The organism is Dehalococcoidia bacterium, from assembly GCA_028711995.1.
In the GTDB taxonomy this organism is placed as follows: Bacteria; Chloroflexota; Dehalococcoidia; order SZUA-161; family SpSt-899; genus JAQTRE01.
In genome coordinates, this window is sequence record JAQTRE010000016.1 from 25,158 (window position 1) to 38,161 (window position 13,004).

Annotated in this window: 14 protein-coding genes; 7 read left to right on the plus strand and 7 right to left on the minus strand. The window is 50.8% G+C overall.

Features of this window, described 5'->3' with window-relative positions:
• The first annotated feature begins 44 nt into the window (after positions 1-44).
• The 3 genes from carB (at position 45) to PHV74_04300 (ending at position 4,509) form a co-directional block, all read left to right on the plus strand.
• Positions 45-3,245: a carbamoyl-phosphate synthase large subunit gene (gene carB / locus PHV74_04290; GenBank protein ID MDD5093585.1), complete on the plus strand. Its 3,201-nt coding sequence runs from the start codon at positions 45-47 to the stop codon at positions 3,243-3,245.
• 55 nt (positions 3,246-3,300) lie between these two features.
• The gene (locus PHV74_04295; protein MDD5093586.1) at positions 3,301-3,978 is read left to right on the plus strand and encodes a hypothetical protein; all 678 of its coding nucleotides are present in this window, start codon (positions 3,301-3,303) and stop codon (positions 3,976-3,978) included.
• Between the two features lie 90 nt (positions 3,979-4,068).
• Positions 4,069-4,509, plus strand: coding sequence for a hypothetical protein (locus PHV74_04300; GenBank protein MDD5093587.1), 441 nt, complete (start codon positions 4,069-4,071; stop codon positions 4,507-4,509).
• 143 nt (positions 4,510-4,652) lie between these two features.
• Here the strand turns inward: PHV74_04300 and PHV74_04305 are convergent, their stop codons facing one another.
• From PHV74_04305 to PHV74_04315, 3 genes are all read right to left on the minus strand, one after another.
• A complete protein-coding gene (locus tag PHV74_04305) occupies positions 4,653-5,078 on the minus strand; it encodes a GIY-YIG nuclease family protein (protein MDD5093588.1) in 426 nt (141 codons plus the stop codon).
• A gap of 139 nt (positions 5,079-5,217) precedes the next feature.
• Complete coding sequence (gene rsgA, locus PHV74_04310; protein ID MDD5093589.1) at positions 5,218-6,282, minus strand: ribosome small subunit-dependent GTPase A; 1,065 nt, start codon at positions 6,280-6,282, stop codon at positions 5,218-5,220.
• A gap of 114 nt (positions 6,283-6,396) precedes the next feature.
• Positions 6,397-6,729 (minus strand): hypothetical protein, encoded by a 333-nt coding sequence (locus PHV74_04315; protein ID MDD5093590.1) that lies wholly within the window; start codon positions 6,727-6,729, stop codon positions 6,397-6,399.
• A gap of 350 nt (positions 6,730-7,079) precedes the next feature.
• Here PHV74_04315 and PHV74_04320 point away from each other — a divergent pair, with 350 nt between their 5' ends.
• The gene (locus tag PHV74_04320; protein MDD5093591.1) at positions 7,080-7,319 is read left to right on the plus strand and encodes an Lrp/AsnC ligand binding domain-containing protein; all 240 of its coding nucleotides are present in this window, start codon (positions 7,080-7,082) and stop codon (positions 7,317-7,319) included.
• A 391-nt stretch (positions 7,320-7,710) separates the two neighbouring features.
• Here the strand turns inward: PHV74_04320 and PHV74_04325 are convergent, their stop codons facing one another.
• The gene (locus PHV74_04325; protein ID MDD5093592.1) at positions 7,711-8,463 is read right to left on the minus strand and encodes an NYN domain-containing protein; all 753 of its coding nucleotides are present in this window, start codon (positions 8,461-8,463) and stop codon (positions 7,711-7,713) included.
• A gap of 382 nt (positions 8,464-8,845) precedes the next feature.
• Positions 8,846-9,895 (minus strand): nitronate monooxygenase, encoded by a 1,050-nt coding sequence (locus tag PHV74_04330; GenBank protein ID MDD5093593.1) that lies wholly within the window; start codon positions 9,893-9,895, stop codon positions 8,846-8,848.
• 487 nt (positions 9,896-10,382) lie between these two features.
• Here PHV74_04330 and PHV74_04335 point away from each other — a divergent pair, with 487 nt between their 5' ends.
• The gene (locus PHV74_04335) at positions 10,383-10,700 is read left to right on the plus strand and encodes a hypothetical protein (protein ID MDD5093594.1); all 318 of its coding nucleotides are present in this window, start codon (positions 10,383-10,385) and stop codon (positions 10,698-10,700) included.
• Between the two features lie 65 nt (positions 10,701-10,765).
• Here the strand turns inward: PHV74_04335 and PHV74_04340 are convergent, their stop codons facing one another.
• On the minus strand, positions 10,766-10,948 hold the full coding sequence (locus PHV74_04340) for a helix-turn-helix transcriptional regulator (GenBank protein ID MDD5093595.1): 183 nt from the start codon (positions 10,946-10,948) through the stop codon (positions 10,766-10,768).
• A gap of 509 nt (positions 10,949-11,457) precedes the next feature.
• Here PHV74_04340 and PHV74_04345 point away from each other — a divergent pair.
• Entirely contained in the window at positions 11,458-11,622 is a 165-nt protein-coding gene (locus PHV74_04345) for a hypothetical protein (protein ID MDD5093596.1), read from the plus strand.
• Positions 11,623-12,044: 422 nt separating this feature from the next.
• On the plus strand, positions 12,045-12,350 hold the full coding sequence (locus PHV74_04350) for an HNH endonuclease (GenBank protein MDD5093597.1): 306 nt from the start codon (positions 12,045-12,047) through the stop codon (positions 12,348-12,350).
• A 45-nt stretch (positions 12,351-12,395) separates the two neighbouring features.
• Here the strand turns inward: PHV74_04350 and PHV74_04355 are convergent, their stop codons facing one another.
• Positions 12,396-12,611, minus strand: coding sequence for a hypothetical protein (locus PHV74_04355; GenBank protein ID MDD5093598.1), 216 nt, complete (start codon positions 12,609-12,611; stop codon positions 12,396-12,398).
• Positions 12,612-13,004 lie beyond the last annotated feature (393 nt).

The window sequence follows — 13,004 nt, forward strand, 5'->3', positions numbered from 1 at the left end:
GGGCGAGGAGTTTCTGCGAGAAGAAATAATTTCAGGAGTTGAATATGCCAAGGCGGGATGACATCAAGAAGGTAATGATTATCGGGTCGGGGCCGATCGTGATCGGGCAGGCTTGCGAGTTCGACTATTCGGGAACCCAGGCTTGCAAAGCCCTCCGAGCACTGGGATACCAGATCGTGCTGGTGAACTCGAACCCGGCCACCATCATGACCGATCCCGGCATGGCAGATGTAACCTATATTGAGCCGCTCAATGTGGCCACGATGGCCCAGATCATCGAGAAGGAACGCCCGGATGCGCTCTTGCCGAACCTGGGCGGCCAAACCGGCCTGAACCTTAGCTCTCAACTGGCTAAATCCGGGGTTCTGGAGAAGTTCGGCGTCAAAGTCATTGGCGTGGATGTGGACGCCATCGAACGCGGAGAGGACCGGATTGCATTCAAGGAAACGATGAATCGACTGGGTATCGAGATGCCGAAAAGCCAGGCGGCTTACAGCGTTGAGGAAGCGGAAAAAGTGGCTGCGGAACTTGGCTATCCGGTGGTGGTGCGGCCGGCCTATACCATGGGGGGAACCGGTGGAGGGCTGGTCTATAATGTGGAGGAGCTGCGTTTGGTTGCCAGCCGTGGCATTGCCGCGAGCTTCGTCGGGCAGATTCTGATTGAAGAATCGGTTCTGGGCTGGGAAGAACTGGAACTGGAAGTAATCCGGGACGCCAAGAACCAGATGATCACCGTTTGTTTTATCGAGAACGTGGATGCGATGGGAGTGCACACCGGAGACTCTTATTGCACAGCTCCGATGCTCACCATCGATCCCGCACTCCAGAAACGCCTGCAGGATTATTCCTACAAGATCGTCGAGGCCATACAGGTCATCGGGGGGACCAATATCCAGTTTGCCCATGATCCCAACACCGGACGGGTAGTGGTGATCGAGATCAATCCGCGAACCTCCCGTTCATCAGCGCTTGCTTCCAAAGCCACCGGATTTCCAATCGCGCTGATCTCCTCGAAGCTTGCTGCCGGACTCACGCTCGATGAGATTCCCTATTGGCGGGATGGGACGCTGGAGAAATACACTCCTTCAGGCGACTATGTGGTGGTCAAATTTGCCAGGTGGGCCTTTGAAAAATTCAAAGATGCTCAGGATAAACTCGGAACCCAGATGCGTGCCGTCGGCGAGGTGATGAGCATCGGCAAGAATTACAAAGAGGCTTTCCAGAAGGCCATTCGTTCACTAGAGAATGGCCGTTATGGGCTGGGCTTTGCCAAGGATTTCAATAAGAAATCGCTCGCTGAGCTGATGGACTTGCTCAAGGAGCCTTCGAGCGAACGGCAGTTCATCATGTACGAGGCTCTGCGTAAGGGCGCCGATGTGCAGGAGCTTTACAAGAAGACTTATATCAAGCCCTGGTTCATCACCCAGATGAAAGAACTGGTGGAGATGGAGGAGAAGATACTCCAACATAAAGGCAAGAAGTTGCCGGATGCGTTGCTGATCCAGGCCAAGAAAGACGGCTTTGCCGATCGATACCTGGCCCAGATTCTGGGTATTCCGGAGAAGGAGATTCGAGACCGACGCACTGACATCGGGATCGTTGAGGGATGGGAGCCGGTGCCGGTGAGCGGTGTAGAGAATGCAGCGTATTACTTTTCGACCTACAATGCGCCGGACAAGACTTCTCGGAGTGATCGGAAGAAGGTGATGGTTCTTGGTGGCGGACCTAACCGGATCGGACAGGGAATCGAGTTTGACTATTGTTGTGTCCATGCCGCTTTTGCCCTTCGCGATATGGGGCTGGAGACGATCATGGTCAACTGCAATCCGGAGACGGTATCAACTGACTATGACACTTCCGATAAACTCTACTTTGAACCTCTGACGGTTGAAGATGTGTTGAGTATCTATGAAAAGGAAAAGCCCGAGGGCGTGATCGTTCAATTCGGGGGACAGACGCCGCTGAACATCGCCGCTGAACTGGCGGCAGCCGGGGTTAATATCCTGGGCACTTCGCCGGATATGATCGACCTGGCGGAGGACCGGGATCGATTCCGCAAGATGATGGAAAAGATGGATATTCCCATGCCTCGTTCCGGCATGGCCAGCAATGTAAGCCAGGCGCTGGAGATAGCAGGGCAGATCGGCTATCCCTTGATGGTGCGCCCATCTTATGTGCTGGGCGGGCGGGGGATGCAGGTGGTCCATGACGATGAGATGATGCGGGAATACATGGGTGCGGCTGTGGGCGTTACACCGGACCGGCCGATCCTGATCGATAAGTTCCTGGAACATGCCATCGAGACTGAAGCCGACGCTGTTGCCGATGGTATCGATATCTTTGTTCCGGCTGTAATGGAGCACATCGAATTCGCCGGGGTCCACTCCGGAGATGCCGCTTGTGTGATTCCGCCCGTCAGCATTCCTCCAAAGCACATCGAAACCATCAACGATTACACCAAAAGGATCGCTAAAGAGCTTCAGGTGGTGGGCCTGATGAATATGCAGTACGCCATTTGCAATGACATCGTGTATGTTCTGGAAGCCAATCCGAGAGCGTCGCGAACCGTGCCGCTGGTTTCCAAAGTCTGCAACGTATCGATGGCGCGCATGGCCACTCAGACGATGCTGGGGAAGAAGCTCGCCGATCTTGATACCCGGCCGAGATCGGTTCCCTATTACGGGGTCAAAGAAGCGGTTTTCCCCTTCAACATGTTCCCGGAAGTCGATCCGGTCATCGGTCCGGAGATGCGCTCTACGGGTGAAGTGCTGGGGATTGCCGATTCGTTCGGACTGGCGTTCTTCAAATCGCAGGAGGCCGCCCAGCAGTTGCTTCCGACCGAGGGGACAGTGCTGATCACAGTCTGGGAGAAAGATGATCCGGCCGTATCCGAGGTGGCCAGGCAATTCTCCCAGCTCGGCTTCAGGATAAAGGCAACGGAGGGCACGCAAGAGTTCCTGGAAGAAAGTGGCATCGCCTCCGAGCGCATTCTTAAATTGCAGGAAGGCCGCCCCAACATTGTGGATGCCATCACTAACAAACAGATTCAACTGGTGATCAATACACCGGCCGGCAAGCGCAGTCAGTATGACGACTCCTATATTCGCAAGACGGCCATCAAATATAAAGTGCCTTATATCACCACATTGGCTGGAGCTTATGCTGCTGCCAAGGGGATCGCCGCGTATCGCACGGGAAGGTCGAAGGTAAAGTCTCTGCAGAGCTATCATGCGGACATTAAGTAGAAGAGGTCAGTAGGGACGATCCGATGTGATCGCCAATTCACATCATGGAGCAGGTATGGAGACTGAATTCAAAGCGGTTGCATCAGCCAGGCTGATCAGTCATCTGGCGGCGGAGCCGCTGAAAAGGAGCATAAGCCGAAGGCTTTTGGGGAAACCTTATATCTTATATTCGGACCTGCTGAACGTCTCGTGGTCGATGTACGAGACCGGTGCCATCATCGGGCGGGCCAGACGTCAAAGGCTGCGCTTACTGATGCAACTGCTGTTCACCAAACCGAATATGAATACATCGGAAAGAGTCATCCAGTGGATGCAAGCCGATGCCCAGTCTCGGTGGGAGCATTTCAACAAGGCATTTGGGAGAGAACCTGAGAACTTCATTGAACTGATCAGCGATGCAGAACTGGCAAAGGCAGGTTTCAATCCCGCAAAACCCAATAGCAAGCTGCAAGCGGAGCTGAAGCGGAAACTACCCATCACGCAAGAGATTCCCGATTCTGTGGTGACAATGGGGGTTAAGGGAATCGGTTTTGGCAGTTGTTTTCCGGAGTTGACGGTGACGCTGTACAGAGATCGTCATTACCGTTTGGGGGAGCGACTGAGTTTTGAAGCGCGAGAGGCGCAGATACTCGAAGAGATGACGCTTTTCATCGCGGAGTATTCTCCCGACCTTTTGAATCCATTGGGGCTCAAAATGGTGAAAGGGAAGGTGACGCATGCCTTTGACTCTTGAAGGGGATATAGCACGGGGGCGAGCCTTGGTGATATAGCTGGGGGCTATCCCTATTGAGTACAATTATTTCTCGGAGTATAATTGTTTCAAATGTGCAAACGAAGTGTGATCATAACGGTGCTGATCGGGCTTGTCATCGCAGGGCTGATGTTTGCCGCATGTGATGGCGATGATTCCGGTACCCCTACGGCCACAGCGGTTTCGCCCACGCCAACTGATACTTCTACACCTACGCCATCGGCATCGCTCACTCCAACCACTACTATCCCTACTCCTACTCCTACCTCGACGCCAACGCCAACTCATGTACCGACAACCTGTGAAGTGCAACGGGATTCCATACAGGTGGCGCTGGATAGCTACCATAGTGCCAATGGAAGATGGCCCACGGCGGATGGCGCTCCGGGCGATATTGATTGGGACAAGCTAGTTCCGGCTTTCTTGGCAGAAATTCCCTCTCTGGATGGCACATGTGAATGGCAGGTCAATAGCCAGCCTGAAGGAAAGGTGTGTCTGCTCAAGCCCTGCTGAACTTGCAAGTGTGGCACGGAGTGCTACAAGCTTCCCCAGTAGTAAGTCCTACTTAGTCTTTGCCAGCTAAGGCATTGAAAGTATTCCTCAGTATCCGATCCACTATGTTCCAGGAGTCATAGGACGCAGTCTCTTTGCCTCGGTCATGCACTTTTCTCGACGGTGAAGTGGGTGTGGAGGAGTTCGGTCTTTCCCGAGAGGGAAACGATGGTTCGGTCGAAGGGAAAAGAACGGTGGTGTTCGTGATTCTCCGGCGGCTTATGCTCGAAGATCATAGCGGCCTCGCATTGGTCGCGATATTTTGCATTGAGCAGGGCGCATGAGAAGTATAACTCGTTGCCGGGGAGAACGTGCTTTTTCCAGAAGGGATACTTCTCGTGGGTGGCGATTCGGCTGTTGACGTCATCAGCCCCGCCTATGTAGATCAGTTCGTTGAGCGATACGAATTTGCTTTGAGGATCGAACGTACACTCATATACACAGTAGATTCCTGATATTGCCGGAATGCTCCACCGATTTTCTTCCGGCCAGTATCCTTTGAACTCCAGATCGTAGGATTGCTCTGTCATGATTGATCTCCTTTAGCGGGCCTCCCCGGCATTCCTCCTGATGCTGGATTACGATGCCATTTTACTACGCCAAGGGTCGGGACGCAAAGTGCGATACCAAATGGCTCCGAAAACGGAATCAGTCTTCAGCAGTCGTTGCCTATTTGTTTTTGACCTGTTTCTTGGCCGCCTTGATGAACTGCCCGAACTTCCGATCCTTCTTGCGTTTTTCAACATAGGACAGTTCATAGTGTTCGGATTCTTTGCGTAATCTCAGGTAGCTCTGGTACCGGGCCTGGTCCAAAATCCCATCCTGGGCGGCCTGCAGAACGGAGCACCCGACTTCACTGGTGTGGGTGCAATCAGTGAATCGGCATCCTTTGGAGAGCTCCAGAATATCAGCGAAGCTCTCGTCAATGCCTGTGGTGACGCCGATATTCCCCAGTTCCCTCATCCCGGGAGTATCGATCAGCATAACTCCCTCGTCAAGGACAATCAGTTGGCGGCGCGCCGTGGTATGTCTTCCCCTGCCGTCTTTCGGGCGGACAAGGTTTGTTTCAAACGCGTTCCGTCCGATGAGGTGGTTCAAAAGAGTGGTTTTGCCAACTCCCGATGAACCGAGTAAACAATAGGTTTTGCCGGGTTCCATCACCTGCCTGATGCTGTCTAACCCTGCCCCGGTTTGGTTGCTGAAAGCGATGATCTCGCAACGGATGTTTGCATCCCTGACCGCTGCAATTCTCTGCTCCAAAGCCTCCTGGCTGATCAGATCGCTTTTGCTCAGAAGAAGCATCGGCTCGATATTGCCGTCGTTGGCCATCACCAGATATCGTTCCAGTCTGCGCAGATTGAAGTTGAAGTCGCATGACTGCATAATGAAGGCCGTATCAATGTTTGAGGCAATGATCTGGTAGTCTACCCTCTTACCGGCGGCTTTGCGCCTTAACACCGATTTCCTTGGGAGCAGATCATCGATAATGGCAAACGTATCGGAGTTGGTGTATTGAACCCATGCCCAATCTCCGACTGCGGGAAGATCAAGGGCAGATTCTGCGGAGAACATTAGCCTTCCGGTGAGTTCGGCTAGAACTTCACCAGCTTCATTTCTTACCAGGTAATTGTCTCTGTTGACGGCAGTAACGCGAGCCATGCGAAAGCCGGGTTTGTTTAACTCAAATCGCTTTCGTTGAAACCAGTCATCCAAGCCGAGAGTCGATAGCTCCATGCCCTATATTCTGATATTTCGCCGGAACAATTGCAAGTCCGCTCGCGTTGAGATTTTGAATGAGCCGCCTTGGATTTTATGGGAGGCCACTCTGGATTCTCCGCGATCAGCCGTCTATTTGGGAGGGGTCGCAAACAGGCCAACCAAAGCGCCTACCGCAGCTGATCCCAGAGCCACAAGAACTTCCGGGGTAGTCTTGTCTTGAAGCACAAGTACAATGGAGCCGATCGCTGCTAATATCGCCAGCGAGCCGAGAACACCGACAGCAATACGGTAGACCAGTTTGTCGCCAAAATAGGCGATTTCTATATCGGCTCTTTCCACCGCCTTGGGTGCTGTTTCTTCAAGTACGCGTACGGTATCTCCTGCTTTCAATCTTTCCAGTAGCCCCGTATCTTCTTTGAACATCTTTACCATTTGTTCTGCCGAGCGGATTTGTTCTTTCATCTTTCACTCCTTGATTTGTTTTTTGATTATAGCTCAGAACTCAGGGGACTGGCTGCCCACCGAACTTCCGGGCTTGTGCTGCCGGGACTGAATCGAAAACCTCAATGGGTCATGTTGAACTCTATGTCTGTCATTCGGCTTGAAACATTCAAAATTGCCGCATGGGGCTCCTGGGTCCGAATGTGGCACAGAAGAGGTATATCACAAATAAAAGGCGGAAGCAATGCGTGTTATTGACAAGATTTCAAGAAAGGCATAAACTCAAATCCTCCACCCGAGAGATTGTTTCCAGGTAAAACAAGTCTTGTTCGGCGTCACCGGTACTCCATCAAATGAGGAGGTGAAGTGTCATGGCAAGAAAAGGATATGTTCTGGTGAAATGCGAGGGAAGCAAGATACGCGAGGCGGTCCAGATGATTCGCCAGAAACCCGGGGTGGTAGCTGCGGATGTGGTCACCGGCGCTCATGATATCATCGTCACCTTGCAGGCTGCCGATGCCGAAGACGTAGCTAAGATCGTTCTTAATGACATCGCTGGCGTCTCTGGTGTGACGGGCACTACCACATATTTGGCTGTGTCGCTTGCTTAGAGAATAGGACTTGCCTCATTTCCTCGCCGAATGAATTGTGCTCCCGAAACCTGGCTGTCAAATGCTGGCACGCTTGACATAAAAGCATACTTGGTTGTGTGAGATGCAGCCTTAGCGGAAGGGAAAATGAACATGGGGTAACAGGATCAAGTCTATAAATCGTTAGTGTTAACTCTACAGCTAGTGTTAACACTAACTGTAGAGTTAACACTAGGAATGAAGGTCATCTGGCGCTGGATAGTGGCAATATTACCGATCATGTTGTGAAAACTGAAACGACGGCCGCAGGTATGGTAGGCCCTTGTGCGAAAAACTATTCCCGGAATCTGGACTGCCCTCAAAACATGAACGCTTTTGCAGGCAGGTGAATTGGCCTATCGAATTACAGACACTATGCTGGGCGTTCATTCTTGACAAAAACCACATTCTCTCTCCGCTCAGTTTTGAAGAGGGCTATCGCGGTTAACAGATCGCTGAGCTTGGTATATCCGTAGTTTCTGGGATCAAAGTCAGGGGCTTGTTTGATGATGTTATATCCTACAGGTCCCAGGTTGGACCATCCGTTTTCGTCAGATGCTGCTTCGATGGCAGATCTGAGTAAGTTGAGGAGTTTCGTGTCTTGTCGCAATTCCTGCCTCGATTTTCTTTTGACCGACTGCTCAGTTGTTGAAGAGGCAGCAAAAACTTCGGTATATATAAATCTATCACAAGCGGTGACAAAAGGTCGTGGTGTTTTTTGTTCACCGAAACCGTAGACAATTTTGCCTGACTCTCTTATTCGTGAGGCCAGGCGGGTGAAATCGCTATCGCTGGATACCAGGCAGAATCCATCAAAATTCCCTGCATACAACAAATCCATGGCGTCGATGATCATAGCACTGTCGGTGGCATTTTTCCCTGTGGTATAAGCAAATTGCTGGATCGGTTGAATGGAGTGCTCCAGCAAGGCTGTTTTCCATTGACTCAGATTGGGAGTTGTCCAGTCTCCATAGATTCGCTTGACACTGGCAAATCCAAGTTTTGCAATTTCCGCCAGTAGCCCTTCGACTATTGCGGGATTTGCATTATCTGCGTCAATCAACACCGCCAGGGCAGACCCGTGTTCTCTTATATCAGCCACTTCGGTCTCCTTTAGCTGCAACATAATTTTTACAATACCTGCCCAGAGTGAGGAACAATCTATCAACAGAATCATATTGGGAGAGCTGATCGCACCACTTTACTCTGCCAGATGAGTTCACGTTATTCTCCGATTGTTGATGGAGCTAGTATATGCGCGATGGCTTCAGATAGTCAACAGAATCACCTGAACAGGCAACCCCACTCCGTAGTGGATTATACTGAACACCTATTATGGTCATCAAGTCGGGCAGGATCGCTCACTTCAAGAGAGGCCGCTGGCTCACTCACATTTGTTAAACTCCTGCTTTGACGGGGTGGCTGTCTAGCACGATCAAACAATTGCGTCAATGGTGCTGCTTGTTATACTCAGCAATGACTTTTCTCTGTCCAGACAGGACTATATTCTATCTGCGAGACAAACCTGCCATGGGAGGGAGGCGCTGGCCGATGATGGCTTCTGCCTGGCTGACAATTCTATCGATCAATTCCTTTACTGTCGGGACATCGCTGACAAGCCCCACAGCCTCGCCAACGCTATTCATTCCAGCATCTAGCTCACCGTCCAGAAAAACTCTCCTGTAAGCTGCACCGCTGATCAAAGGCAACAACTCTTCAAGGCGAGCCCCCCTCGCCTCAAGTTTCTGGATATCTTCAACAGCCTTGCTCCTTAAAACTCTATGGGTATTTTGTAGAGACCGCATTATGACGACGGTGTCTCTTTCAGTAGATTTGAGCATCCATTCTTTGAATTTAGGATGGGCAGGGCATTCCTTCGTGGCAACAAAACGAGTCCCCATGACGATTCCCTCAGCCCCCAAAGCTAAGGCGGCAACAAGTCCCCGTCCATCAGCAAACCCGCCCCCGGCAATAACAGGCACCTTGGCCGCGTCAGCCAGAATCGGAAGAAGCACCAGGGTGGAGACATCTTCCGGGCCGGTCGCCCCGCCATTTTCCGTACCGACGATTGCTATCATATCTGCTCCGGACTCTTGCCCCTTGAGAGCATGTCTTAATGTGGCGGCCTTGTGGATTATGATCACTTTGCCTTCTTTGAGATGAGGCACGTACTCTTCCGGGGAGCGCTGACCGGAGGTCTCCACCGCTTTGACTCCCTCCTCGCAGATAACCTCTATGAACTCTCTGTTAGGAATGGGCCTCACAGAGGGAAACATGTTGATATTGCATCCGAAAGGTTTGTCGGTCAGACTCTTCGTTTTCCTGATCTCTTGCCGGAGTTGCTCTGCTGTTTCGAAGTTGGCTGAGGCCAGGAGTCCAAGTCCGCCGGCATTGGAGACGGCTGCTACCAGTTCAGCTCTGGATAACATGTTCATACCACCGCAGATAATGGGATACTTTATCCCCAACATTTCGGTAACCCTGGTTTTGAACATAAGTCTTCCTTTCAGTAAGTTGTCTTCCGACCATCGGCGCGTGATGCCCTCGGTCAGGTTCATCGTATTCGCGCAATTCCTTGAAGTGGAGTTCCCAGTAGCGCATCTTCGCAAACTGTCCCGTTGGTCAGACTTTTCTCGGCCATTGGGTGAATTATAGCACTGAGCACCAGGCGTGTGTACCGGTATCCGATGCATTTGTTGATCGTGTGCTCTTTGCCTATTTGTATTCCACCTTAGCGGGGACCGACGTTATGGCCTTCAAGTTGGAATCCCCAATAGACCAGGTAGACTGAACGGATGTAGCATGGATGCCAAGCAAACGAAGGAGCGCATGGTGGCTGATTTCAACTCTGAACACAAGGCCGTTCTGGATTCGCTGCTCCTGGGTTATCCTCAGGTGCGGCCGTTTGGCTGTCCTTGCCTACTATGCCGGCAAGAAGTTATGTATCTGTCTGTATGAGCAAGGTGTTGGGGGCAACTTACCCCAAAAGCATATTCCCAGAGGGCAGCGAGGATTCGATGTTGGCACTGAGGCTCAGCAGGTTAATTGAGGGAGTGGATTGTTCTTGTTGGTGAGTTCACTAACACCGGCATCCAGAAGTGGCGGCAGAAAGCAAGTTCACTCGTTTGTCAGAAAAACATGTGTGGGTTTGCCCATCTGATAGGCGATTTTGCCCTTTCAAAAGAAGGGCAGTTTAACTTCTTTTCAAGGGAAAAACTGGTCAGGGATGAAGCTAAACGAGGCGCTACGGGCATCCTGGAGACTCGTTTATTGTCAAGTGGAGAACGTGCCAACGCTCGGCTTCTTAAAGAGAGTGCCTCCTTTTTGTGGGCAACCCTTTATCTAGGAGATGCTAAGTCTTAAGGCCTGTGTGTTAAGCAGCCCAGAGAAACAACTCTCCTCTCAGCGACCAATCCCGGTTTGCGGTGCTAGAACTCGATTTCGTGGGGCGGGACTTCGAGGGCTTTTGCGAGCTTGCGGATGGTCAACGGTCTCGGCTTGATTGCGCCCAGCTCAATCCGTGAGACAGTGGCCCTGTTAATGCCAGCGAGTTTAGCCAGTTGTTCTTGAGTGAGCAATCTATCCAGTCTTAGTTTTTCCAGTTTAGGCATATGAAACATTATAGCGCTTTGTGGGACTTAATAGTATTTTGTGATGCAATATGATGCATTGTGATACTTTTAGAGAGCAAACAAAGAGGGGGCGATATGGTGGTGAGTCTGATGATCCATTCCTGCGAATGAAACCGTGCAGAGTAAGCGTGATTCACTTTTTACGTAAAAGCACACACAGCGATTGTAGAGGCTTGCCTGTTGTCAGATAAGGGCCAAGCAACGTCACACCCTATGTCGTCTCTGCAGGAAGACTTCTTGACACAGGCAAAAGAGGAAAAGGTCTTCCTAAGCGGGGTGAAGAACCGCAGCCGTTATTGCGGAGGTTTACCATAATCCCCTGTCTTTCTCTTACTGCAGGGCGTCAAATTGACGACAGATTTTGTTTGGTGTAGATTGGTATAAAGTGCTTAGCCCTACATACCTGAAGGATCGATACCACGGGTGGTTTAGGTGTTGTCTTATGCTTCATCTCCTGTCTGCACTCAGCAAAGGAAGAGGAGGGCTTTATGGGATCAGAAAATAAGTCAAAGCCAGTCCGGGTTGACAGCGGCATGGGTGTCATCTGGTTCATCGGTTGGCTATTCACTATTGGATATGTGCAACTCGCCTGGTGGAAGATTATCCTTGGCATTGTGGTGTGGCCATATTTCCTCGGAGTTCACGTCAGGTAGGAGGCGTTTAAGGATTCAAACCGGCAGGTCCAGAAGTGGTAGTGGCGGCGAGACTTTACTGGATGGTCATTCTATCCGTCATTTTAGCGGGATTTCTCAAGCAGCCTTCCCAAGCTGTACCCATGGGCCTCTGGGGTATTATCGGTTGAGTTTCTGGATGTTGCAAAGGGATAACTCACCCAAAAGGTGTTCCCAGAGGGTTGTCTGGACTGACTTGGAGGTGTCAGGTGAGATAGCTCCCCATAGGCTTCGGAATCTGAGAGAGCTCCTTTTCATGTCTCACTTGAAGAAGATCAGATCAAAGGTAGGCGATTGACGAGATATATGCATCTAGTGTAGATTGGTGTCAAACACTTAGAGCTACACTCGATTTCTGAAAGATTCAAGAAAAGGTCATTTAGTCGAAACGGGGAGAATTATTTATGGCCGAAGAAACCACTAATAGGAGAAAAGCCATTCCACAAGCAGTCAAGATGACTGTGTGGAAAAAGTATTTTGGAGCCGATAAGGCGCAGGCACCATGCTGTGTATGTCAAAAAACAATTCGCATCACGGATTTCGATTGCGCCCATGTCATATCTAAAGCTAACGGAGGATCAGACGATACTACCAATCTTCGTCCAACCTGTGGGGGATGCAATGAGGCGATGCGTGCGAGAAACCTGGAAGATTATAAAGCCGAATACTACAGCGTTCATAAGGGGACCAGTAGCAGCCCCAAGTCCTAACCAGTTGGCAAAGATAAGGTCGCAGGTTTAAGTATCCTATTTCGCTCAGCTTCTCTTCTTCCTCTCATTATATCCACGCTCGCCGTAAGGCTGTACCTTCTCCAGCCAAAGTTCCTCTAAGAAGGCTAAATCCGCCTGATAGTCATGACACTCTCCCTTGATTGGCGTGAGTTCATCCAGCAATTCAAAGGCGAAGTTTTCGCTGCCGAATTCATTCCACTCGTCCTGAAGCCTCTTGTTCCGATGGCTACCCAAGTTCAATTGGAATTTGTTGCTATTGAGAATGCCCTTTGGCTCTTGGGGCGGCTCAATTCGGACGTTGGACTGACCTCATCGAAGAAATAAGCACTCTCTAATCCGCATAGTATAAAAGCGAACGATACTCCGTATACGATTTATCATAGAGAATCTCGCCTGAAGACCCGTGTCACTTTTCAAGTAATCGACCCACCTCGTTTTCACCCAAATTGACCACCCCTGGGTACCGGATAACTGCGATTTTACACTTCTTTCACCTCCTTGGGCAATGGAGGCTGTTTAGTTTTGATTTCAGCCTCGACTTTGACTGATTTTGTAATGCCTTCACCCCCACGTATCTGGTAGAATCAACTCAGATTCAGATTGAGGGGGAGAATCCTCCATGAGAACAGCCAA

Coding starts and splice junctions, on each gene's coding strand:
- PHV74_04350 (MDD5093597.1), top strand. CDS start 12,045: ATGGCCGAAGAAACCACTAATAGGAGAAAAGCCATTCCACAAGCAGTC.
- PHV74_04340 (MDD5093595.1), bottom strand. CDS start 10,948: ATGCCTAAACTGGAAAAACTAAGACTGGATAGATTGCTCACTCAAGAA.
- PHV74_04300 (MDD5093587.1), top strand. CDS start 4,069: ATGTGCAAACGAAGTGTGATCATAACGGTGCTGATCGGGCTTGTCATC.
- PHV74_04315 (MDD5093590.1), bottom strand. CDS start 6,729: ATGAAAGAACAAATCCGCTCGGCAGAACAAATGGTAAAGATGTTCAAA.
- PHV74_04330 (MDD5093593.1), bottom strand. CDS start 9,895: ATGAACCTGACCGAGGGCATCACGCGCCGATGGTCGGAAGACAACTTA.
- PHV74_04325 (MDD5093592.1), bottom strand. CDS start 8,463: ATGTTGCAGCTAAAGGAGACCGAAGTGGCTGATATAAGAGAACACGGG.
- PHV74_04295 (MDD5093586.1), top strand. CDS start 3,301: ATGGAGACTGAATTCAAAGCGGTTGCATCAGCCAGGCTGATCAGTCAT.
- rsgA (MDD5093589.1), bottom strand. CDS start 6,282: ATGGAGCTATCGACTCTCGGCTTGGATGACTGGTTTCAACGAAAGCGA.
- carB (MDD5093585.1), top strand. CDS start 45: ATGCCAAGGCGGGATGACATCAAGAAGGTAATGATTATCGGGTCGGGG.
- PHV74_04305 (MDD5093588.1), bottom strand. CDS start 5,078: ATGACAGAGCAATCCTACGATCTGGAGTTCAAAGGATACTGGCCGGAA.
- PHV74_04320 (MDD5093591.1), top strand. CDS start 7,080: ATGGCAAGAAAAGGATATGTTCTGGTGAAATGCGAGGGAAGCAAGATA.
- PHV74_04345 (MDD5093596.1), top strand. CDS start 11,458: ATGGGATCAGAAAATAAGTCAAAGCCAGTCCGGGTTGACAGCGGCATG.